General features: G+C 55.3%; 31 protein-coding genes. 1 reads left to right on the top strand and 30 read right to left on the bottom strand.

The window, feature by feature from the left end; all coding sequences use genetic code 11:
- Positions 1 to 182 precede the first annotated feature (182 nt).
- Positions 183 to 3017 carry an excinuclease ABC subunit UvrA gene (gene uvrA / locus PMI36_RS08280; protein WP_008073888.1) on the top strand — a complete coding sequence of 945 codons (2835 nt, stop codon included), beginning with the start codon at positions 183 to 185 and terminating at the stop codon, positions 3015 to 3017.
- Between the two features lie 63 nt (positions 3018 to 3080).
- Here uvrA and bfr read toward each other — a convergent pair whose 3' ends face one another.
- The 30 genes from bfr to rpsJ all read right to left on the bottom strand — a co-directional run bounded on the left by bfr (position 3081) and on the right by rpsJ (position 19093).
- A complete protein-coding gene (bfr, locus tag PMI36_RS08285) occupies positions 3081 to 3545 on the bottom strand; it encodes a bacterioferritin (protein WP_007896795.1) in 465 nt (154 codons plus the stop codon).
- Between the two features lie 155 nt (positions 3546 to 3700).
- The gene (locus PMI36_RS08290; protein WP_008073886.1) at positions 3701 to 5149 is read right to left on the bottom strand and encodes a catalase; all 1449 of its coding nucleotides are present in this window, start codon (positions 5147 to 5149) and stop codon (positions 3701 to 3703) included.
- A gap of 239 nt (positions 5150 to 5388) precedes the next feature.
- Positions 5389 to 5775 carry a 50S ribosomal protein L17 gene (gene rplQ, locus PMI36_RS08295; RefSeq protein ID WP_007896790.1) on the bottom strand — a complete coding sequence of 129 codons (387 nt, stop codon included), beginning with the start codon at positions 5773 to 5775 and terminating at the stop codon, positions 5389 to 5391.
- A 42-nt stretch (positions 5776 to 5817) separates the two neighbouring features.
- Positions 5818 to 6819, bottom strand: coding sequence for a DNA-directed RNA polymerase subunit alpha (locus tag PMI36_RS08300; protein ID WP_003186012.1), 1002 nt, complete (start codon positions 6817 to 6819; stop codon positions 5818 to 5820).
- A 22-nt stretch (positions 6820 to 6841) separates the two neighbouring features.
- Positions 6842 to 7462, bottom strand: a complete 621-nt coding sequence (gene rpsD, locus PMI36_RS08305) for a 30S ribosomal protein S4 (RefSeq protein WP_003176404.1) — start codon at positions 7460 to 7462, stop codon at positions 6842 to 6844.
- An 18-nt stretch (positions 7463 to 7480) separates the two neighbouring features.
- Complete coding sequence (gene rpsK / locus PMI36_RS08310) at positions 7481 to 7870, bottom strand: 30S ribosomal protein S11 (RefSeq protein ID WP_002555466.1); 390 nt, start codon at positions 7868 to 7870, stop codon at positions 7481 to 7483.
- A gap of 30 nt (positions 7871 to 7900) precedes the next feature.
- Positions 7901 to 8257 (bottom strand): 30S ribosomal protein S13, encoded by a 357-nt coding sequence (rpsM, locus tag PMI36_RS0129780; protein WP_003186020.1) that lies wholly within the window; start codon positions 8255 to 8257, stop codon positions 7901 to 7903.
- A 130-nt stretch (positions 8258 to 8387) separates the two neighbouring features.
- Positions 8388 to 8504: a 50S ribosomal protein L36 gene (rpmJ, locus tag PMI36_RS0129775; protein ID WP_002555468.1), complete on the bottom strand. Its 117-nt coding sequence runs from the start codon at positions 8502 to 8504 to the stop codon at positions 8388 to 8390.
- Positions 8505 to 8531: 27 nt separating this feature from the next.
- Complete coding sequence (gene secY, locus PMI36_RS08315) at positions 8532 to 9860, bottom strand: preprotein translocase subunit SecY (protein WP_008073883.1); 1329 nt, start codon at positions 9858 to 9860, stop codon at positions 8532 to 8534.
- Positions 9861 to 10298, bottom strand: a complete 438-nt coding sequence (gene rplO, locus PMI36_RS08320; RefSeq protein ID WP_007896782.1) for a 50S ribosomal protein L15 — start codon at positions 10296 to 10298, stop codon at positions 9861 to 9863. It abuts the gene before it with no gap.
- Positions 10299 to 10301: 3 nt separating this feature from the next.
- A complete protein-coding gene (gene rpmD, locus PMI36_RS08325) occupies positions 10302 to 10478 on the bottom strand; it encodes a 50S ribosomal protein L30 (RefSeq protein WP_003186033.1) in 177 nt (58 codons plus the stop codon).
- 2 nt (positions 10479 to 10480) lie between these two features.
- Positions 10481 to 10981 carry a 30S ribosomal protein S5 gene (rpsE, locus tag PMI36_RS08330; RefSeq protein ID WP_003186035.1) on the bottom strand — a complete coding sequence of 167 codons (501 nt, stop codon included), beginning with the start codon at positions 10979 to 10981 and terminating at the stop codon, positions 10481 to 10483.
- Positions 10982 to 10984: 3 nt separating this feature from the next.
- Complete coding sequence (gene rplR / locus PMI36_RS08335) at positions 10985 to 11335, bottom strand: 50S ribosomal protein L18 (RefSeq protein ID WP_003186037.1); 351 nt, start codon at positions 11333 to 11335, stop codon at positions 10985 to 10987.
- Positions 11336 to 11345: 10 nt separating this feature from the next.
- On the bottom strand, positions 11346 to 11879 hold the full coding sequence (gene rplF, locus PMI36_RS08340; protein ID WP_003176412.1) for a 50S ribosomal protein L6: 534 nt from the start codon (positions 11877 to 11879) through the stop codon (positions 11346 to 11348).
- 12 nt (positions 11880 to 11891) lie between these two features.
- Positions 11892 to 12284 carry a 30S ribosomal protein S8 gene (gene rpsH / locus PMI36_RS08345; protein ID WP_003186040.1) on the bottom strand — a complete coding sequence of 131 codons (393 nt, stop codon included), beginning with the start codon at positions 12282 to 12284 and terminating at the stop codon, positions 11892 to 11894.
- Between the two features lie 210 nt (positions 12285 to 12494).
- Complete coding sequence (gene rpsN, locus PMI36_RS08350; protein ID WP_003176414.1) at positions 12495 to 12800, bottom strand: 30S ribosomal protein S14; 306 nt, start codon at positions 12798 to 12800, stop codon at positions 12495 to 12497.
- A 13-nt stretch (positions 12801 to 12813) separates the two neighbouring features.
- Entirely contained in the window at positions 12814 to 13353 is a 540-nt protein-coding gene (rplE, locus tag PMI36_RS08355) for a 50S ribosomal protein L5 (RefSeq protein WP_003176415.1), read from the bottom strand.
- A 20-nt stretch (positions 13354 to 13373) separates the two neighbouring features.
- Positions 13374 to 13688 carry a 50S ribosomal protein L24 gene (gene rplX / locus PMI36_RS08360; RefSeq protein WP_003176416.1) on the bottom strand — a complete coding sequence of 105 codons (315 nt, stop codon included), beginning with the start codon at positions 13686 to 13688 and terminating at the stop codon, positions 13374 to 13376.
- An 11-nt stretch (positions 13689 to 13699) separates the two neighbouring features.
- On the bottom strand, positions 13700 to 14068 hold the full coding sequence (gene rplN / locus PMI36_RS08365) for a 50S ribosomal protein L14 (protein WP_002555479.1): 369 nt from the start codon (positions 14066 to 14068) through the stop codon (positions 13700 to 13702).
- A gap of 23 nt (positions 14069 to 14091) precedes the next feature.
- Complete coding sequence (rpsQ, locus tag PMI36_RS08370; RefSeq protein ID WP_003176419.1) at positions 14092 to 14358, bottom strand: 30S ribosomal protein S17; 267 nt, start codon at positions 14356 to 14358, stop codon at positions 14092 to 14094.
- 2 nt (positions 14359 to 14360) lie between these two features.
- Positions 14361 to 14552, bottom strand: coding sequence for a 50S ribosomal protein L29 (gene rpmC / locus PMI36_RS08375; RefSeq protein WP_008030901.1), 192 nt, complete (start codon positions 14550 to 14552; stop codon positions 14361 to 14363).
- A complete protein-coding gene (rplP, locus tag PMI36_RS08380; RefSeq protein WP_007896757.1) occupies positions 14552 to 14965 on the bottom strand; it encodes a 50S ribosomal protein L16 in 414 nt (137 codons plus the stop codon). The genes rpmC and rplP overlap by 1 nt, the downstream gene beginning before the upstream one ends.
- Positions 14966 to 14977: 12 nt before the next feature.
- Positions 14978 to 15664, bottom strand: a complete 687-nt coding sequence (gene rpsC, locus PMI36_RS08385) for a 30S ribosomal protein S3 (RefSeq protein WP_003176422.1) — start codon at positions 15662 to 15664, stop codon at positions 14978 to 14980.
- A 13-nt stretch (positions 15665 to 15677) separates the two neighbouring features.
- Positions 15678 to 16010: a 50S ribosomal protein L22 gene (rplV, locus tag PMI36_RS08390; RefSeq protein WP_003103908.1), complete on the bottom strand. Its 333-nt coding sequence runs from the start codon at positions 16008 to 16010 to the stop codon at positions 15678 to 15680.
- A gap of 13 nt (positions 16011 to 16023) precedes the next feature.
- Positions 16024 to 16299 (bottom strand): 30S ribosomal protein S19, encoded by a 276-nt coding sequence (gene rpsS / locus PMI36_RS08395; RefSeq protein ID WP_002555486.1) that lies wholly within the window; start codon positions 16297 to 16299, stop codon positions 16024 to 16026.
- Between the two features lie 16 nt (positions 16300 to 16315).
- On the bottom strand, positions 16316 to 17140 hold the full coding sequence (gene rplB / locus PMI36_RS08400) for a 50S ribosomal protein L2 (RefSeq protein WP_003176423.1): 825 nt from the start codon (positions 17138 to 17140) through the stop codon (positions 16316 to 16318).
- 14 nt (positions 17141 to 17154) lie between these two features.
- Complete coding sequence (rplW, locus tag PMI36_RS08405; protein ID WP_002555488.1) at positions 17155 to 17454, bottom strand: 50S ribosomal protein L23; 300 nt, start codon at positions 17452 to 17454, stop codon at positions 17155 to 17157.
- Positions 17451 to 18053: a 50S ribosomal protein L4 gene (rplD, locus tag PMI36_RS08410; protein WP_007896707.1), complete on the bottom strand. Its 603-nt coding sequence runs from the start codon at positions 18051 to 18053 to the stop codon at positions 17451 to 17453. Before rplD ends, rplW begins: the two co-directional genes overlap by 4 nt.
- Positions 18054 to 18065: 12 nt before the next feature.
- Positions 18066 to 18701: a 50S ribosomal protein L3 gene (gene rplC / locus PMI36_RS08415; RefSeq protein WP_003186059.1), complete on the bottom strand. Its 636-nt coding sequence runs from the start codon at positions 18699 to 18701 to the stop codon at positions 18066 to 18068.
- Between the two features lie 80 nt (positions 18702 to 18781).
- Positions 18782 to 19093, bottom strand: a complete 312-nt coding sequence (rpsJ, locus tag PMI36_RS08420) for a 30S ribosomal protein S10 (RefSeq protein ID WP_003186070.1) — start codon at positions 19091 to 19093, stop codon at positions 18782 to 18784.
- Positions 19094 to 19099: the final 6 nt, after the last annotated feature.

Genomic DNA, 19099 nt, shown 5'->3' with positions numbered 1-19099 from the left:
TCATGTGAACCGGCGGCGATTCTACCAGTCCCATCGATTGACGGGGTATATCGCGACGCTATGACGCGTATAGATGACACAGTCTTCATGCAAGGCTGCGCGCCCCTCATTTGATAGTGTGCATCCATCCAGTATTTGGCCGTATACTCCTACGTTTTCGACGCCCGCCGAGCGAGGCCACTTTGGACAAGATCCTGATTCGTGGGGCCCGAACCCACAACCTGAAGAACATCGACCTGACCCTGCCACGGGACAAACTGATCGTCATCACCGGCTTGTCCGGATCCGGCAAGTCGTCCCTGGCCTTCGACACGCTGTACGCCGAAGGCCAGCGCCGTTATGTCGAATCGCTGTCGGCTTACGCCCGGCAATTCCTGTCGATGATGGAAAAACCTGACGTCGACACCATTGAAGGTCTGTCGCCAGCGATCTCCATCGAACAGAAGTCGACCTCGCACAACCCGCGCTCGACGGTTGGCACCATTACCGAAATCTACGACTACCTGCGCCTGCTCTACGCTCGCGTCGGTATTCCGCGCTGCCCGGATCACGACATTCCGCTGGAAGCCCAGACCGTCAGCCAGATGGTCGACCTGGTGCTGGCACAACCTGAGGGCAGCAAACTGATGCTGCTGGCCCCGGTGATCCGTGAGCGCAAAGGCGAACATCTTTCGGTCTTCGAAGAACTGCGCGCCCAGGGTTTTGTACGAGCCCGGGTCAACGGCAGATTGTGCGAGCTGGACGAACTGCCGAAGCTGGATAAACAGAAGAAGCATTCGATCGACGTCGTGGTCGACCGCTTCAAGGTCCGCGCTGATCTGCAACAACGCCTGGCCGAATCGTTCGAGACCGCGCTGAAACTGGCGGACGGTATCGCTCTTGTGGCGCCAATGGATGACGAGCCCGGCGAAGAAATCATCTTCTCCGCGCGCTTTGCCTGCCCGATCTGCGGCCACGCCATCAGCGAGCTGGAACCCAAGCTGTTTTCCTTCAACAACCCGGCCGGCGCCTGCCCGACCTGCGATGGCCTGGGGGTTAAACAGTTCTTCGATACCAAACGATTGGTGAACGGTGAACTGACCCTGGCCGAAGGTGCGATCCGCGGCTGGGACCGGCGCAACGTCTATTACTTCCAGATGCTTGGTTCGCTGGCCGCCCACTACAAGTTCAGCCTTGAAGTGCCGTTCAACGACCTGCCGGCCGATCAGCAGAAATTCATCCTGCACGGCAGCGGCTCGCAGAATGTCGACTTCAAGTACCTGAACGACCGTGGCGATATCGTCAAACGCTCGCACCCGTTCGAAGGCATCGTGCCAAACCTGGAACGCCGCTACCGCGAAACCGAATCGGCTTCGGTCCGTGAAGAACTGGCCAAATTCCTCAGCACCCAGCCCTGCCCCGATTGCCGTGGCACCCGTCTGCGTCGCGAGGCGCGGCACGTGTGGGTTGGCGAGAAGACCTTGCCGGCGGTAACCAATCTGCCAATTGGCGACGCGTGTGAATATTTCGGCGTACTGAAACTGACCGGCCGCCGTGGCGAAATTGCCGACAAGATTCTCAAGGAAATCCGCGAGCGTTTGCAGTTCCTGGTCAACGTTGGCCTGGACTATCTGTCACTGGATCGCAGTGCCGACACGCTGTCCGGCGGTGAGGCCCAGCGTATCCGCCTGGCCAGTCAGATTGGCGCCGGCCTCGTGGGGGTTCTGTATATCCTCGACGAACCGTCAATTGGCCTACACCAACGGGACAACGACCGGTTGCTGGGCACCCTCAAGCACCTGCGGGACATCGGTAACACGGTGATCGTGGTCGAGCACGACGAAGACGCGATTCGTCTGGCCGACTATGTGGTGGATATCGGCCCGGGCGCGGGGGTACACGGCGGGCATATCGTCGCCGAAGGTACGCCGGCCGAGGTCATGGCTCACCCTGATTCGCTGACCGGCAAGTACTTGTCGGGGCGAGTGAAGATCGCAGTGCCAGCCAAACGCACGCCGCGTAACAAGAAGTTGTCGCTGGCCCTCAAGGGCGCTCGCGGCAACAATTTGCGCAATGTCGATCTGGAGATTCCGATCGGCCTGTTGACCTGCGTGACGGGTGTTTCCGGCTCGGGCAAGTCAACGCTGATCAACAACACTCTGTTTCCTTTGAGCGCTACCGCACTCAATGGAGCAACGACCCTGGAAGCGGCTGCTCACGACAGCATTAAAGGCCTGGAACATCTGGACAAGGTTGTGGACATCGACCAGAGCCCGATCGGTCGCACGCCGCGTTCCAACCCCGCGACCTATACCGGGTTGTTCACGCCGATTCGCGAGTTGTTCGCCGGTGTGCCGGAATCGCGCTCCCGCGGTTACGGGCCGGGGCGTTTCTCCTTCAACGTGAAGGGCGGACGCTGCGAAGCTTGTCAGGGCGATGGCCTGATCAAGGTGGAAATGCACTTCCTGCCGGACATCTATGTCCCGTGCGACGTCTGCAAGAGCAAACGCTACAACCGCGAAACGCTGGAGATCAAGTACAAGGGCAAGAGCATCCACGAAACCCTCGAGATGACCATCGAGGAAGCCCGGGTGTTCTTCGACGCCGTTCCAGCTTTGGCGCGCAAGCTTCAGACGCTGATGGACGTAGGCCTTTCGTACATCAAGCTGGGGCAATCGGCGACGACGCTGTCCGGCGGTGAAGCCCAGCGGGTGAAACTGTCTCGCGAACTGTCCAAGCGTGATACTGGCAAGACCCTGTACATCCTCGATGAGCCGACCACCGGCCTGCACTTTGCGGATATCCAGCAACTGCTCGATGTGTTGCATCGTCTGCGCGACCACGGCAATACCGTGGTGGTGATCGAGCACAACCTGGACGTGATCAAGACCGCCGACTGGTTGGTGGACCTGGGGCCGGAGGGCGGTTCCAAGGGTGGGCAGATCATTGCCGTCGGAACGCCAGAGGAAGTGTCGGAGATGAAGCAGTCGCACACCGGCTTCTACTTGAAGCCGCTGCTGGAGCGTGATCGGGCCTGAATCCGGCTCCAAAAAAAGCCCCTGTCACTTGCTCAGTGACAGGGGCTTTTTGTATCGGTGCGATCAGGCGTGGGATTGCAGGTAGTTCTCGAGACCGATCAACTTGATCAGACCCATCTGCTTTTCAAGCCAGTAGGTGTGGTCTTCTTCGGTGTCATGCAATTGAACCCGCAGCATCTCGCGGCTGACATAGTCCTTGTGCTGCTCGCAGAGTTCAATGCCCTTGCAGAGCGCGGCGCGGACTTTGTATTCCAGGCGCAGGTCAGCGGCGAGCATGTCCGGCACAGTGGTGCCAACATCAAGGTCGTCCGGACGCATGCGAGGCGTGCCTTCGAGCATCAGAATACGACGCATCAGGGCATCAGCGTGCCCGGCTTCTTCTTCCATCTCGTGGTTGATACGTTCGTAGAGCTTGGTGAAACCCCAGTCCTCATACATCCGCGAATGGACGAAATATTGATCACGGGCTGCCAGTTCGCCTGTCAGCAACGTGTTGAGGTAATCGATTACGTCTGGGTGACCTTGCATCGCCCTACATCTCCCTGCTTGAAAGTCTGTAGTTTGAACCAACCTGACCGGAAGGTCACTCGCCCGACGCTATAAAAGCGAAGATATTCTGAGAAAAGCAGTTTAAATAACGCAAAAACCGCCCAAATGAGGGCGGTTCTGCTTATCGTTTAGACTTAGTTAAGCTGTACGTTGAGTGCCTTTGCGATTGCTTCTCCATACGCCGGGTCGGCCTTGAAGAAATGCTGCAATTGGCGATCAACCACATCGCTGGAAACACCAGCCATTGCGCCGGCAATGTTGTTGATCAGCAGCGTTTTCTGCTCATCGCTCATCAAGCGGAACAGCGCACCAGCGTGGCTGTAGTAGTCGGTATCTTCGCGATGATCGTAACGATCAGCCGCGCCACTCAAGGCCAAGGCAGGTTCCGCATAGCGCGGTGCCTGTTTTGGTGATTCCACATAGCTGTTCGGCTCGTAGTTCGGGGCTGCACCACCATTGCTGCCAAAGGCCATCGAACCGTCGCGCTGATAAGTATTAACCGGGCTGCGAGGTGCATTCACCGGGAGTTGCTGGTGGTTGGTTCCCACGCGGTAGCGGTGGGCATCAGCGTACGCGAACACACGACCTTGCAGCATGCGATCAGGCGATAAACCAACACCCGGCACCATGTTGCTCGGACCGAACGCCGCCTGCTCGACTTCAGCGAAGTAATTCAACGGATTACGGTTGAGCTCCAACTCACCCACTTCGATCAGCGGAAACTCTTTCTGCGACCAGGTTTTGGTCACGTCAAACGGGTTTTCGTAATGAGCCGCGGCTTGAGCCTCAGTCATGACTTGAATGTTGACGCTCCATTTCGGGAAGTCACCGCGCTCAATGGCGCCGAACAGATCACGTTGCGCGTAATCCGGGTCAGTACCGGCCAGACGTGCCGCTTCTGCAGGAGTGAGGTTCTTGATCCCTTGCCTGGTTTTGTAGTGCCACTTCACCCAGTGACGCTCGCCATTGGCGTTGATCAGGCTGTAGGTGTGGCTGCCGAAGCCATGCATGTGGCGATAGCCGTCTGGGATGCCACGGTCCGAGAACAGGATAGTGACCTGGTGCAACGCCTCAGGCGAATGCGACCAGAAATCCCACATCGCCTGCGCACTTTTCAGGTTGCTTTGCGGCAAGCGCTTTTGGGTGTGGATAAAGTCAGGGAATTTCAGCGGGTCGCGAATGAAGAACACTGGCGTGTTGTTACCAACGATGTCCCAGTTGCCTTCTTCTGTGTAGAACTTCAGGGCGAAACCGCGCGGATCACGCTCGGTGTCAGCCGAACCACGCTCGCCACCTACGGTGGAGAATCGCAAGAATGTCGGGGTTTGTTTGCCGACGGACTCAAACAGCTTGGCGCTGGTGTATTCGGTGATGTCGCGAGTCACGGTGAACGTACCGTACGCACCCGAACCTTTGGCGTGTACACGACGCTCAGGAATGTTTTCACGATTGAAGTGCGCAAGCTTCTCGATCAGGTGGAAATCGTCGAGCAGCAAAGGGCCACGAGGGCCGGCGGAGCGGGAATTCTGGTTGTCGGCGACAGGAGCGCCACTGGCGGTCGTAAGCGTTTTGTTTTGGCTCATGCGATCTCATCCTCTGTCAGTTTTGGAACTGCCGGCTAATCGGCGTGGGAGGGAGTATTGACCATCAATCATGACACCTACAAATTCATTAATTTGCAGACATCAATAGAAAAATACTACCAACAATCCCGCTCATATACTGAAGGCATGAACCGCAAAGAAGCTTGTACAAACAGCGCGTTTCTTACACGCACAAAAAACCGGGCACTAGGCCCGGTTCTTTGTTTCAGACTGACGTCTTACTCAGCGGATACAGCTTCACCGCCGACAGGACGATCAACCAACTCGACGTACGCCATAGGCGCGTTGTCGCCAGTGCGGAAGCCGCACTTGAGGATGCGCAGGTAGCCACCCTCACGGGTAGCGTAACGCTTGCCCAGGTCGTTGAAGAGCTTACCAACGATAGCTTTCGAACGAGTACGGTCGAAAGCCAGACGGCGGTTAGCCAGACTGTCTGTCTTGGCCAAAGTGATCAGCGGCTCAGCAACGCGACGCAGTTCTTTGGCTTTTGGCAGTGTAGTTTTGATCAGCTCGTGCTCGAACAGCGACACCGCCATGTTTTGAAACATGGCCTTGCGGTGCGAGCTGGTGCGGCTCAGGTGACGACCACTTTTACGATGACGCATGGTTCATTCCTTACCAAACACAACGTTCGGTGATTACGACGATCAGGCAGTCGCCTTGTCGTCCTTCTTAAGACTTGCAGGCGGCCAGTTGTCGAGGCGCATGCCGAGGGACAGACCGCGGGAGGCCAGAACGTCCTTGATTTCGGTCAAGGATTTCTTGCCAAGGTTCGGAGTCTTCAACAGCTCTACTTCGGTGCGCTGAATCAGGTCACCGATGTAGTAGATGTTTTCCGCCTTAAGGCAGTTAGCCGAACGTACAGTCAGTTCCAGATCGTCAACCGGGCGAAGCAGGATCGGATCGATCTCGTCTTCCTGCTCGACAACCACTGGCTCACTGTCACCTTTGAGATCGACGAACGCAGCCAACTGCTGTTGCAGGATGGTTGCAGCACGGCGGATAGCCTCTTCAGGATCCAGGGTACCGTTGGTTTCCAGATCAATAACCAGCTTGTCCAGGTTAGTACGCTGTTCGACACGGGCGTTTTCCACCACGTAAGCGATACGGCGAACCGGGCTGAACGAAGAGTCAAGCTGCAAGCGACCAATGCTGCGGCTTTCGTCTTCATCGCTCTGACGCGAGTCTGCCGGCTCATAACCACGACCACGAGCTACGGTGAGCTTCATGTTCAGGGCGCCGTTAGACGCCAGGTTAGCGATTACGTGATCGGGGTTAACGATCTCGACATCATGATCCAGCTGAATATCGGCAGCGGTAACCACCCCCGAACCCTTCTTCGACAAGGTCAGCGTAACTTCGTCTCGACCGTGCAGCTTGATAGCCAGACCTTTAAGGTTCAACAGGATTTCAATTACGTCTTCCTGTACACCTTCGATGGCGCTGTACTCATGGAGCACACCGTCAATCTCGGCCTCGACTACTGCACAGCCGGGCATTGAGGACAACAGGATGCGGCGCAGCGCGTTGCCCAGGGTGTGGCCAAAACCACGCTCGAGAGGCTCGAGAGTGATCTTGGCGCGGGTTGGACTGACAACCTGCACATCAATATGGCGGGGTGTCAGGAACTCATTTACCGAAATCTGCATGGATGCACCTATTTTCTAGCCCTTACTTGGAGTAGAGCTCGACAATCAGGCTTTCGTTGATGTCGGCGGACAGATCACTGCGAGCTGGAACGTTCTTGAAAACGCCCGACTTCTTCTCAGTGTCTACTTCTACCCATTCTACGCGGCCACGTTGGGCACACAGATCGAGAGCTTGGACAATGCGAAGTTGGTTCTTTGCTTTCTCGCGAACTGCAACCACGTCACCAGCACGAACCTGGTAAGACGGAACGTTTACGGTCTGACCGTTAACGCTGATCGACTTGTGCGATACCAGCTGACGGGATTCGGCACGAGTAGAGCCAAAACCCATACGGTATACAACGTTGTCCAGACGGCATTCGAGCAGCTGCAACAGGTTTTCGCCAGTTGCGCCTTTCTTGCCAGCAGCTTCTTTGTAGTAGCCGCTGAATTGACGCTCGAGAACGCCGTAGATACGACGGACCTTCTGCTTTTCACGCAGTTGGGTGCCGTAATCGGACTGGCGACCGCGGCGTTGGCCGTGGATACCAGGTGCTGCTTCGATGTTGCACTTCGATTCGATCGCGCGCACGCCGCTCTTCAGAAAGAGATCGGTGCCTTCGCGACGAGCGAGTTTGCATTTTGGACCAATGTAACGAGCCATTCTTTACAATCTCCTGGATTACACGCGGCGCTTCTTCGGCGGACGGCACCCGTTGTGCGGGATTGGCGTCACGTCGGTGATGCTGGCGATCTTGTAGCCACAGCCGTTCAAAGCGCGGACTGCGGATTCACGACCTGGGCCTGGACCTTTGACGTTAACGTCGAGGTTTTTCAGGCCGTATTCCAGCGCAGCTTGACCAGCACGTTCAGCAGCTACTTGAGCAGCGAACGGGGTGGACTTGCGGGAACCGCGGAAACCCGAACCACCGGAGGTAGCCCAGGAAAGAGCGTTGCCTTGACGGTCGGTGATGGTCACGATTGTGTTGTTAAAAGAAGCATGGATGTGGGCGATGCCATCAACCACTGTCTTTTTAACTTTTTTACGAGGACGAGCAGCAGGTTTAGCCATGATTAATTTCCTGTCGATTCGCTGGGGCGATTACTTGCGGATCGGCTTACGCGGACCTTTACGGGTACGCGCGTTAGTCTTCGTACGCTGACCGCGCACTGGAAGACCACGACGATGACGCAGACCGCGATAGCAACCGAGGTCCATCAAACGCTTGATTTTCATGTTGATTTCGCGACGCAGGTCACCTTCAGTGGTGAACTTCGCCACTTCGCCACGCAGCTGTTCAATCTGCTCGTCGCTCAGATCTTTGATCTTTGCGGCTGGGTTTACCCCAGTCACTGCACAAATTTTCTGTGCAGTAGTGCGACCAACACCATAGATGTAGGTCAGCGAGATAACAGTATGCTTGTTATCTGGAATGTTAACGCCTGCAATACGGGCCATTCAGTGGGACTCCAATTGACAGCTACCTACGCCCCGGAAGCCAAGAAATAGGGCGCGAGATAATATCGCTGTAATAACAAATAATCAACCCGGCAGCGCACTAGCTGCCGGGCTTGAAGCACAATCACACTCAGCCTTGGCGCTGTTTGTGACGCGGTTCCGCGCTGCAAATTACTCGAACAACACCTTCGCGGCGAATAATCTTGCAGTTACGGCACAGCTTTTTCACCGATGCACGAACTTTCATCACCAACTCCTCGAACCTTATGGGTACTCAGCGCAACATGCCGCTGCCGTAACCCTTCAGGTTGGCTTTCTTCATCAGGGATTCGTACTGGTGCGAAACGAGGTGCGATTGTACTTGGGACATGAAGTCCATCACAACCACGACGACGATCAGCAACGAGGTCCCGCCAAGGTAGAACGGAACGTTTGCCGCAACCACCAGGAACTGGGGCAACAGACACACGGCCGTCATATATAGAGCACCGAACAGGGTCAAACGAGTCAGAACGCCATCAATGTAGCGCGCAGACTGCTCTCCTGGACGGATGCCCGGAATAAAGGCACCGGACTTCTTCAGGTTTTCCGCTACGTCTTTCGGATTGAACATCAACGCCGTATAGAAGAAGCAGAAGAAAATAATCCCTGCACTAAACAGCAGAATATTCAACGGCTGACCAGGAGCGATCGACTGCGAGATGTCCTGCAGCCAGCCCATACCTTCAGACTGACCAAACCAGGTACCCAACGAAGCCGGGAACAGCAAAATGCTGCTCGCGAAAATGGCCGGAATAACACCGGCCATGTTCACCTTCAACGGCAAGTGGCTAGTCTGCGCAGCAAAGACCTTGCGGCCCTGCTGGCGCTTGGCGTAATGAACAGCAATACGACGCTGACCACGCTCAATGAACACCACGAAACCGATAATCGCTACTGCCAGCAAACCGATGGCAACCAGGGCAAAAATGTTGATATCACCCTGACGCGCAGACTCGAAAGACTGCCCGATCGCTCTCGGAAGACCGGCGACGATACCTGCGAAAATCAACATCGAGATACCGTTGCCAACACCACGCTCAGTAATCTGCTCACCCAGCCACATCATGAACATCGCACCAGCCACAAAAGTGGATACCGCGACGAAATGGAAGCCAAAGTCACCAGTGAACGAAACGCCCTGCCCCGCCAGACCAATGGACATGCCAATTGCCTGAACGAGAGCGAGAACGACAGTGCCGTAGCGGGTGTACTGAGCGATCTTGCGACGCCCAGCTTCACCTTCCTTCTTCAACTGCTCCAGCTGCGGGCTGACGGCGGTCATCAGCTGCATGATGATCGATGCCGAAATGTACGGCATGATCCCCAGTGCAAAGATGCTCATCCGCTCCAGCGCGCCGCCGGAAAACATGTTGAACAAGCTAAGAATGGTCCCCTCATTCTGTCGAAACAGGTCCGCGAGTCGGTCCGGGTTGATACCTGGAACCGGGATGTGTGCGCCTATTCGGTAGACGATAATCGCCAAGAATAGAAAACGCAGACGAGCCCAGAGTTCAGACATACCGCCTTTGCCGAGCGCAGAGAGAGCACCTTGCTTAGCCATTTATTCCTCGAACTTGCCGCCAGCTGCTTCGATAGCCGCACGCGCACCTTTGGTGGCGCCGATTCCCTTTCCGATGGTGACAGCGCGAGTAACTTCGCCGGACAGCATGATTTTCACACGCTGAACGTTGACGTTGATCACGTTGGCATCTTTCAGGGACTGCACGGTGACGATGTCGCCTTCCACTTTAGCCAGCTCGGACAAACGCACTTCTGCGCGATCCATGGCTTTCAGGGAAACGAAACCGAACTTCGGCAGGCGACGATGCAGCGGCTGTTGACCGCCTTCAAAGCCTGGAGCAATGGTGCCACCGGAGCGGGAGGACTGACCTTTGTGGCCACGGCCACCGGTCTTACCCAAACCACTACCGATACCACGGCCCGGACGATGCTTTTCGCGACGGGAACCCGGCGCTGGACTCAGATCATTGAGTTTCATCGATTAACCCTCGACACGCAGCATGTAGTAAGCCTTGTTGATCATCCCGCGATTCTCGGGAGTATCAAGCACTTCTACAGTGTGACCGATGCGACGCAGACCCAGACCCTTAACGCACAGTTTGTGGTTAGGGATGCGGCCGGTCATGCTTTTGATCAGCGTAACTTTAACGGTAGCCATGATCAGAAGATCTCCTTGACGCTTTTGCCACGCTTGGCGGCAATGGATTCAGGAGACTGCATAGCTTTCAAACCTTTGAAAGTGGCGTGAACCACGTTTACCGGGTTAGTCGAGCCGTAGCACTTGGCCAGAACGTTCTGAACGCCAGCAACTTCGAGAACAGCACGCATAGCGCCGCCAGCGATGATACCGGTACCTTCAGAAGCAGGCTGCATGTACACCTTCGAAGCGCCATGGGCGGACTTCATTGCGTACTGCAGAGTGGTGCCGTTCAGATCAACTTGGATCATGTTGCGGCGAGCAGCTTCCATTGCCTTCTGGATCGCAGCAGGCACTTCACGCGACTTGCCACGGCCGAAGCCAACACGCCCTTTACCATCACCAACCACGGTCAACGCGGTGAAAGTGAAGATACGGCCGCCTTTAACGGTTTTGGCTACGCGGTTAACTTGAACCAGCTTCTCGATGTAGCCTTCGTCGCGCTTTTGGTCGTTATTTGACATAACTTAGAACTCCAGCCCAGCTTCACGAGCAGCATCAGCCAGCGCCTTGACGCGACCGTGGTACTTGAAGCCAGAGCGGTCGAAAGCCACCTGCGAGACGCCAGCGGCTTTAGCACGCGTAGCGACCAGCTGGCCAACCTTAGTGGCCGCGTCGATGTTGCCAGTGGCGCCATCACGCAGTTCTTTATCCAAAGTCGAGGCACTTGCCAGGACTTTGTTGCCGTCGGCCGAAATGACCTGGGCGTAGATGTGCTGCGACGAGCGGAACACGCAGAGACGCACGACTTCGAGTTCGTGCATTTTCAGGCGTGCTTTGCGAGCGCGACGCAGTCGAGTAACTTTTTTGTCGGTCATTTGCTATGCCCTACTTCTTCTTGGCTTCTTTACGACGGACGACTTCGTCCGCGTAGCGCACACCTTTGCCTTTGTACGGCTCTGGTGGACGGAAGTCGCGGATCTCGGCGGCCACTTGACCTACCAGCTGCTTATCGATGCCCTTGATCAGGATATCGGTCTGGCTAGGAGTCTCAGCGGTGATGCCTTCCGGCAGTTCATAATCCACTGGGTGCGAGAAGCCAAGAGCCAGGTTCAGCACTGTGCCTTTTGCTTGCGCTTTGTAACCAACACCGACCAGCTGGAGCTTGCGCTCGAAGCCTTGGCTTACGCCTTGGACCATGTTGTTAACCAACGCACGAGTGGTACCAGCCATTGCGCGAGTCTGTTGATCGCCATTGCGAGCAGCAAAACGCAGCTCACCAGCTTCTTCAACAATCTCAACGGACGAATGGATGTTCAGTTCGAGAGTACCCTTGGCACCCTTCACCGAAAGCTGTTGGCCTGCGAATTTGACTTCGACACCGGCTGGCAGCTTAACGGGGTTCTTAGCGACGCGTGACATGCTTATCCCCCCTTAGAACACAGTGCAAAGAACTTCGCCGCCGACACCGGCAGCGCGCGCAGCACGATCCGTCATCACACCTTTGTTGGTGGAGACGATAGACACACCGAGACCGCCACGAACTTTTGGCAGATCATCGACGGACTTGTACTGACGCAGGCCTGGACGGCTAACGCGCTTCACTTCTTCGATGACCGGACGGCCTTCGAAGTACTTCAGCTCGATGGACAGCAGTGGTTTGATTTCGCTGCTGATCTGATAACCCGCAATGTAACCTTCGTCCTTCAGGACTTTGGCAACAGCTACCTTCAAAGTAGAAGATGGCATGCTTACGACGGACTTTTCAGCCATCTGGGCATTACGGATTCGAGTTAGCATGTCCGCTAACGGGTCCTGCATACTCATGGGCTAGACGCTCCTAATACACAAAAAATTAGCCTTGCGGCTACTACGTGTCGCCGAGCACATCCGCGCGAAAAAAGCACGGGCTCAGGCGAGCCGGGTATTCTAGACACACCCCACAAATGAATCAAGCCCCAATAGGGGCTTGATTCAAGTTCAAGGTCACCGATGGTCAGGATCTTGCGATCCCGAACACCGAGACTTTGATAGTGCTTACCAGCTGGCTTTAACCAGACCAGGTACGTCACCACGCATAGCAGCTTCACGCAGTTTGTTACGGCCGAGGCCGAACTTGCGGTAAACGCCGTGTGGACGACCGGTCAGGCGGCAGCGGTTACGCATGCGCGAGGCGCTTGCGTCACGTGGCTGCTTCTGCAGAGCTACTGTAGCTTCCCAACGCGCTTCTGGACTTGCGTTCAGATCAACGATGATAGCTTTCAGTGCTGCACGCTTTTTGGCGTACTTGGCAACCGTGAGCTGACGCTTCAGCTCGCGGTTTTTCATGCTCATCTTGGCCATTTTCCTACTCCAATCAGTTGCGGAACGGGAATTTGAAAGCGCGCAGCAGAGCGCGACCTTCATCATCGTTCTTGGCAGTGGTGGTCAGGGTAATGTCCAGACCGCGGAGAGCATCGATCTTGTCGTAGTCGATTTCCGGGAAGATGATCTGCTCTTTAACGCCCATGCTGTAGTTACCACGACCATCGAAGGACTTGGCATTCAGGCCGCGGAAGTCGCGAACCCGAGGCAGGGAGATCGACAGCAGACGATCCAGGAATTCATACATACGCTCACGGCGCAGAGTCACTTTGACGCCGATCGGCCAACCTTCACGGACTTTAAAGCCAGCGATGGATTTCCGAGCGTAAGTCACAACGACTTTCTGACCGGTGATCTTTTCCAGGTCAGCAACAGCGTGCTCGATGACTTTCTTGTCACCGACTGCTTCGCCCAGACCCATGTTCAGGGTGATTTTGGTAACGCGTGGAACTTCCATCACGTTCGAAAGCTTAAGTTCTTCCTTAAGCTTCGGTGCGATTTCCTTCCAGTAAATCTCTTTTAGTCGTGCCATGGTCTTCTACCTAGCAGTGTTCAAGCATCAACCGCTTTTTGGGTCGACTTGAAGACACGAATTTTCTTGCCGTCTTCTACTTTGAAACCAACGCGATCAGCCTTGTTGGTTTCGCCGTTGAAAATGGCGACGTTAGAAGCGTCCAGTGGAGCTTCTTTTTCGACGATACCGCCTTGTACGCCCGACATCGGGTTAGGCTTGGTATGACGCTTAACCAGGTTCAGACCACCGATAACCAGACGGTTATTAGCGAGAACCTTAAGCACCTTACCGCGCTTACCTTTGTCTTTGCCGGCGATCACGATGATCTCGTCGTCACGACGAATCTTTTGCATGTCGGATCTCCTTACAGCACTTCTGGGGCGAGCGAGACGATCTTCATGAACTTCTCAGTACGAAGTTCACGGGTCACTGGCCCAAAGATACGGGTGCCGATCGGCTCTTGCTTGTTGTTCAGAAGAACAGCAGCGTTGCCATCAAAGCGGATAATGGAGCCATCAGCACGACGTACGCCGTGACGAGTGCGGACTACAACAGCAGTCATCACTTGGCCTTTTTTCACTTTACCGCGAGGAATTGCTTCCTTCACGGTAACTTTGATGATGTCACCGATACCAGCGTAACGACGATGGGAGCCACCCAGCACCTTGATGCACATAACACGGCGAGCGCCAGAGTTATCGGCCACATCGAGCATGGATTGAGTCTGAATCATATAATTTCTCCGACCCCTAGTCCTTAGACTTCCACAGCGCGTTCGAGAACATCAACCAGCGCCCAAGACTTGGTCTTGGCCAAAGGACGAGTTTCACGAATAGTGACTTTGTCGCCGATGTGGCACTGATTGGTTTCGTCGTGCGCGTGCAGCTTAGTCGAACGCTTAACGTATTTACCGTAGATCGGGTGCTTAACGCGACGCTCGATCAGAACGGTGATGGTCTTGTCCATTTTGTCGCTGACAACACGGCCAGTCAGCGTACGGACGGTTTTTTCGGCTTCAGCCATGATTACTTACCTGCCTGCTGTTTGAGCACAGTCTTCACGCGAGCGATGTCACGCTTAACTTGCCGGAGCAGGTGAGACTGCCCCAACTGGCCAGTTGCTTTCTGCATCCGCAGATTGAACTGGTCGCGCAGCAGGCCGAGCAGTTGCTCGTTAAGCTGCGGCGCGTCTTTTTCACGAAGTTCATTCGCTTTCATCACATCACCGTCCGTTTAACAAAAGCGGTGGCGAGCGGCAGCTTTGCAGCAGCCAAGGCAAAAGCCTCACGCGCCAGCTCTTCAGAAACGCCCTCGATTTCATACAGGACTTTGCCTGGCTGAATCTGGGCAACCCAGTACTCCACACTACCCTTACCTTTACCCATCCGAACTTCGAGTGGCTTTTTGGAAATAGGCTTGTCCGGGAATACACGGATCCAGATCTTGCCGCCACGTTTAACGTGACGGGTCAGTGCACGACGCGCTGACTCAATCTGACGAGCGGTGAGACGACCACGAGCTACAGACTTCAGCGCGAACTCGCCGAAGCTGACTTTGCTACCGCGCTGAGCCAGACCACGGTTGTGGCCTGTCATCTGCTTGCGGAACTTCGTACGCTTTGGTTGCAACATTTGGCGTACCCCTTACTTAGCAGCTTTTTTACGAGGCGCTGGTGCTTGTGGTTTCAGTTCTTCTTGGCGACCACCAATTACTTCGCCTTTGAAGATCCAAACCTTTACACCGATCACACCGTAAGTGGTGTGAGCTTCGTAGTTGGCATAGTCGATGTCGGCACGCAGGGTGTGCAGTGGCACACGACCTTCGCGATACCATTCAGTACGTGCGATTTCAGCACCGCCGAGACGACCGCTCACTTGGATTTTGATGCCTTTGGCACCAATGCGCATGGCGTTCTGAACAGCGCGCTTCATAGCGCGACGGAACATTACGCGACGCTCCAGCTGCTGAGCTACGCTCTGCGCAACCAGCATACCGTCGAGCTCCGGCTTACGGATCTCTTCGATATTGATGTGCACAGGCACACCCATTTGCTTGGTCAGGTCCTGACGCAGTTTCTCAACATCTTCACCTTTCTTCCCGATAACGATACCTGGACGAGCGGTGTGGATGGTGATACGTGCAGTCTGAGCCGGACGATGGATATCGATACGGCTTACGGACGCGCTTTTTAGTTTGTCTTGGAGATACTCACGCACCTTCAGATCAGCGAACAAATAGTCCGCATAAGTCCGACCGTCTGCGTACCAGACGGAGGTGTGCTCCTTGACGATTCCCAGGCGAATGCCAATGGGATGTACTTTCTGACCCATCTCTTCGACTCCGTTACTTGTCAGCAACCTTGACAGTGATATGGCAAGACCGCTTGACGATGCGATCAGCACGGCCTTTGGCACGTGGCATGATTCGCTTCAGCGAACGCCCTTCGTTGACGAAAACGGTGCTGACCTTCAGGTCATCAACGTCTGCGCCTTCGTTATGCTCGGCGTTGGCTACGGCCGACTCCAGCACTTTCTTCATGATCTCGGCGGCTTTCTTACTGCTGAAAGCCAACAGGTTGAGCGCTTCGCCCACCTTCTTCCCGCGGATCTGGTCGGCGACCAAGCGGGCTTTCTGGGCGGAGATTCGAGCGCCCGACAACTTAGCGGCTACTTCCATCGTTCCTTACCCCTTAACGCTTGGCTTTCTTGTCTGCCACGTGCCCACGATATGTGCGGGTACCGGCAAACTCGCCCAGTTTGTGGCCGACCATGTCTTCGTTCACGAGAACTGGAACATGTTGACGACCGTTATGCACAGCAATGGTCAAACCGACCATTTGTGGCAGGATCATGGAACGGCGCGACCAGGTCTTAACTGGTTTGCGATCGTTCTTTTCCGCCGCCACTTCGATCTTCTTCAGTAGGTGAAGATCAATAAAAGGACCTTTTTTCAGAGAACGTGGCACTGTCGTATCCCTCTATTTACTTGCGACGACGGACGATCATTTTGTCGGTACGCTTATTACCACGAGTCTTCGCGCCCTTAGTCGGGAAGCCCCATGGCGATACCGGATGACGACCACCAGAGGTACGACCTTCACCACCACCATGCGGGTGGTCAACCGGGTTCATGGCAACACCACGAACGGTTGGGCGAACGCCACGCCAGCGTTTGGCACCAGCTTTACCCAGCGAACGCAGGCTGTGCTCGGAGTTCGAGACTTCACCCAGGGTCGCGCGGCATTCAGCCAGCACTTTACGCATCTCACCAGAACGCAGACGCAGGGTCACGTAGACACCTTCACGAGCGATCAGCTGAGCCGAAGCACCAGCGGAACGAGCGATTTGCGCGCCTTTACCTGGCTTCAATTCGATGCCGTGTACGGTGCTACCAACTGGAATGTTACGCAGTTGCAGAGCGTTGCCCGGCTTGATCGGCGCCAAAGCACCTGCGATCAGCTGGTCACCAGCACTCACGCCCTTAGGGGCGATGATGTAGCGACGCTCGCCATCTGCGTACAGCAGCAGAGCGATGTGAGCAGTACGGTTTGGATCGTATTCAATACGCTCGACAGTGGCAGAGATGCCATCTTTGTCGTTGCGACGGAAATCGACCAGACGATAATGCTGCTTATGGCCACCACCGATGTGACGAGTGGTAATACGACCATTGTTGTTACGACCACCAGTCTTCGATTTTTTCTCGAGCAGCGGTGCGTGAGGAGCGCCTTTATGCAGCTCCTGGTTGACCACCTTGACCACAAAACGGCGGCCAGGGGAAGTCGGTTTGCATTTAACGATTGCCATGATGCACCCCTTCCTTACTCAGCACTGCTGCTGAAATCGAGATCTTGGCCTGGCTGAAGGGAGATAACTGCCTTCTTCCAGTCATTACGCTTGCCCAGACCGCGAGCAGTGCGCTTGCTCTTACCCAGAACATTCAGGGTAGTAACACGCTCTACTTTCACGCTGAACAGGCTTTCGACGGCCTTCTTGATTTCCAGCTTGGTTGCGTCAGTTGCAACCTTGAAAACGAACTGGCCTTTCTTGTCAGCCAGAACCGTAGCCTTCTCGGAAACGTGCGGGCCAAGCAGAACTTTAAATACGCGTTCCTGGTTCATCCCAGCAGCTCCTCGAATTTCTTCACGGCCGACACGGTGATCAACACCTTGTCGTATGCGATCAGACTAACTGGATCGGAACCTTGCACGTCACGTACATCAACGTGTGGCAGGTTGCGAGCAGCCAGGTACAGGTTCTGATCAACCACTTCAGACACGATCAAGACGTCAGTCAAGCCCATGCCGGTCAGTTTGTTCAGCAGATCTTTGGTCTTCGGTGCATCAACAGCGAAGTCCTGAACCACAACCAGACGATCAGTACGCACCAGCTCAGCAAGGATGGAACGCATTGCTGCGCGATACATCTTCTTGTTCAGCTTCTGGGTGTGATCCTGAGGACGAGCTGCGAAAGTGGTACCGCCGCCACGCCAGATTGGGCTACGGATAGTACCGGCACGAGCACGGCCAGTACCTTTCTGACGCCATGGGCGCTTACCGCCACCACGAACGTCGGAACGGGTCTTTTGCTGCTTGCTACCTTGACGGCCGCCGGCCATGTAGGCCACGACTGCTTGGTGAACCAGCGTCTCGTTGAATTCGCCGCCAAATGTCAGTTCGGAAACTTCGATCGCTTGAGCGTCATTTACATTTAATTGCATGTCAGCTTCCCCTTAACCGCGAGCCTTGGCTGCTGGACGTACAACCAAGTTGCCGCCAGTAGCGCCAGGAACAGCGCCCTTGACCAACAACAGATTGCGTTCAGCGTCCACGCGCACTACTTCGAGGGACTGCACGGTCACGCGCTCAGCGCCCATATGACCGGACATTTTTTTGCCCTTGAATACACGACCAGGAGTCTGGCACTGGCCGATAGAGCCTGGAACGCGGTGGGACACGGAGTTACCGTGGGTATTATCTTGCCCGCGAAAGTTCCAACGCTTGATCGTACCCTGGAAGCCTTTACCTTTGGACTGACCGGTTACATCAACCAGTTGACCAGCAGCGAAGATTTCAGCGTTGATCAGATCGCCGGCCTGGTACTCGCCTTCTTCAAGGCGGAATTCCATTACGGTACGACCAGCGGCAACGTTCGCTTTAGCGAAGTGGCCAGCCTGAGCAGCTGTAACACGCGAAGCACGACGCTCGCCTACAGTGACTTGCACTGCACGATAGCCATCGGTCTCTTCAGTTTTGAACTGGGTGACGCGATTCGGCTCGATCTCAATGACCGTGACCGGAATGGAGACACCTTCTTCGGTGAAAATACGGGTCATACCGCATTTACGACCGACTACACCAATAGTCATGTTGTAAACCTCATGAGTGTACGGGGCTTTCACCCGCTATGGCCGCCCATTTCAGAGCGTTACACGACTAAGACCGAGTCTTAGCCGAGGCTGATCTGCACTTCCACACCGGCCGCAAGATCAAGCTTCATAAGTGCATCAACGGTTTTATCCGTTGGCTGGACGATGTCCAGAACGCGCTTATGAGTACGGATCTCGTACTGGTCACGCGCGTCTTTGTTGACGTGCGGGGAGACCAGAACGGTGAACCGCTCTTTACGGGTAGGCAGTGGAATTGGACCACGCACTTGAGCACCAGTACGTTTCGCGGTTTCCACGATTTCCTGGGTGGATTGGTCGATCAGGCGATGGTCAAAAGCCTTCAACCTGATACGGATTTGCTGATTTTGCATTGGATT

The sequence above is a fragment of the Pseudomonas sp. GM79 genome (genome assembly GCF_000282495.1).
In the GTDB taxonomy this organism is placed as follows: Bacteria; Pseudomonadota; Gammaproteobacteria; order Pseudomonadales; family Pseudomonadaceae; genus Aquipseudomonas.
Note: the sequence above shows the minus strand (reverse complement) of the source record. Positions and strands in the feature narration are given on the sequence as shown.

Excerpts from the sequence above, each read along its gene's own strand:
- PMI36_RS08300 (WP_003186012.1), bottom strand. The coding sequence starts at position 6,819 with ATGCAGATTTCGGTAAATGAGTTCCTGACACCCCGCCATATTGATGTG.
- rpsJ (WP_003186070.1), bottom strand. The coding sequence starts at position 19,093 with ATGCAAAATCAGCAAATCCGTATCAGGTTGAAGGCTTTTGACCATCGC.
- rplR (WP_003186037.1), bottom strand. The coding sequence starts at position 11,335 with ATGACCGACAAAAAAGTTACTCGACTGCGTCGCGCTCGCAAAGCACGC.
- rpsQ (WP_003176419.1), bottom strand. The coding sequence starts at position 14,358 with ATGGCTGAAGCCGAAAAAACCGTCCGTACGCTGACTGGCCGTGTTGTC.
- rpmJ (WP_002555468.1), bottom strand. The coding sequence starts at position 8,504 with ATGAAAGTTCGTGCATCGGTGAAAAAGCTGTGCCGTAACTGCAAGATT.
- rpmC (WP_008030901.1), bottom strand. The coding sequence starts at position 14,552 with ATGAAAGCGAATGAACTTCGTGAAAAAGACGCGCCGCAGCTTAACGAG.
- rplX (WP_003176416.1), bottom strand. The coding sequence starts at position 13,688 with ATGCAAAAGATTCGTCGTGACGACGAGATCATCGTGATCGCCGGCAAA.
- rplV (WP_003103908.1), bottom strand. The coding sequence starts at position 16,010 with ATGGAAGTAGCCGCTAAGTTGTCGGGCGCTCGAATCTCCGCCCAGAAA.
- rplP (WP_007896757.1), bottom strand. The coding sequence starts at position 14,965 with ATGTTGCAACCAAAGCGTACGAAGTTCCGCAAGCAGATGACAGGCCAC.
- rpsD (WP_003176404.1), bottom strand. The coding sequence starts at position 7,462 with ATGGCTCGTTACATTGGTCCAAAATGCAAACTCGCTCGTCGCGAAGGC.
- rplC (WP_003186059.1), bottom strand. The coding sequence starts at position 18,701 with ATGACTATTGGTGTAGTCGGTCGTAAATGCGGTATGACCCGTATTTTC.
- rpsM (WP_003186020.1), bottom strand. The coding sequence starts at position 8,257 with ATGGCCCGTATTGCAGGCGTTAACATTCCAGATAACAAGCATACTGTT.
- rplO (WP_007896782.1), bottom strand. The coding sequence starts at position 10,298 with ATGAAACTCAATGATCTGAGTCCAGCGCCGGGTTCCCGTCGCGAAAAG.
- rpsK (WP_002555466.1), bottom strand. The coding sequence starts at position 7,870 with ATGGCTAAACCTGCTGCTCGTCCTCGTAAAAAAGTTAAAAAGACAGTG.
- PMI36_RS08290 (WP_008073886.1), bottom strand. The coding sequence starts at position 5,149 with ATGAGCCAAAACAAAACGCTTACGACCGCCAGTGGCGCTCCTGTCGCC.
- bfr (WP_007896795.1), bottom strand. The coding sequence starts at position 3,545 with ATGCAAGGTCACCCAGACGTAATCGATTACCTCAACACGTTGCTGACA.
- rpmD (WP_003186033.1), bottom strand. The coding sequence starts at position 10,478 with ATGGCTACCGTTAAAGTTACGCTGATCAAAAGCATGACCGGCCGCATC.
- secY (WP_008073883.1), bottom strand. The coding sequence starts at position 9,860 with ATGGCTAAGCAAGGTGCTCTCTCTGCGCTCGGCAAAGGCGGTATGTCT.
- rpsE (WP_003186035.1), bottom strand. The coding sequence starts at position 10,981 with ATGTCAAATAACGACCAAAAGCGCGACGAAGGCTACATCGAGAAGCTG.
- rplQ (WP_007896790.1), bottom strand. The coding sequence starts at position 5,775 with ATGCGTCATCGTAAAAGTGGTCGTCACCTGAGCCGCACCAGCTCGCAC.
- rplB (WP_003176423.1), bottom strand. The coding sequence starts at position 17,140 with ATGGCAATCGTTAAATGCAAACCGACTTCCCCTGGCCGCCGTTTTGTG.
- rplF (WP_003176412.1), bottom strand. The coding sequence starts at position 11,879 with ATGTCACGCGTCGCTAAGAACCCCGTTAAGCTGCCAGCCGGTGTCGAA.
- rplD (WP_007896707.1), bottom strand. The coding sequence starts at position 18,053 with ATGCAATTAAATGTAAATGACGCTCAAGCGATCGAAGTTTCCGAACTG.
- rplW (WP_002555488.1), bottom strand. The coding sequence starts at position 17,454 with ATGAACCAGGAACGCGTATTTAAAGTTCTGCTTGGCCCGCACGTTTCC.
- rplN (WP_002555479.1), bottom strand. The coding sequence starts at position 14,068 with ATGATTCAGACTCAATCCATGCTCGATGTGGCCGATAACTCTGGCGCT.
- rpsH (WP_003186040.1), bottom strand. The coding sequence starts at position 12,284 with ATGAGTATGCAGGACCCGTTAGCGGACATGCTAACTCGAATCCGTAAT.
- rplE (WP_003176415.1), bottom strand. The coding sequence starts at position 13,353 with ATGGCACGACTAAAAGAGATTTACTGGAAGGAAATCGCACCGAAGCTT.
- rpsC (WP_003176422.1), bottom strand. The coding sequence starts at position 15,664 with ATGGGTCAGAAAGTACATCCCATTGGCATTCGCCTGGGAATCGTCAAG.
- rpsN (WP_003176414.1), bottom strand. The coding sequence starts at position 12,800 with ATGGCCAAGATGAGCATGAAAAACCGCGAGCTGAAGCGTCAGCTCACG.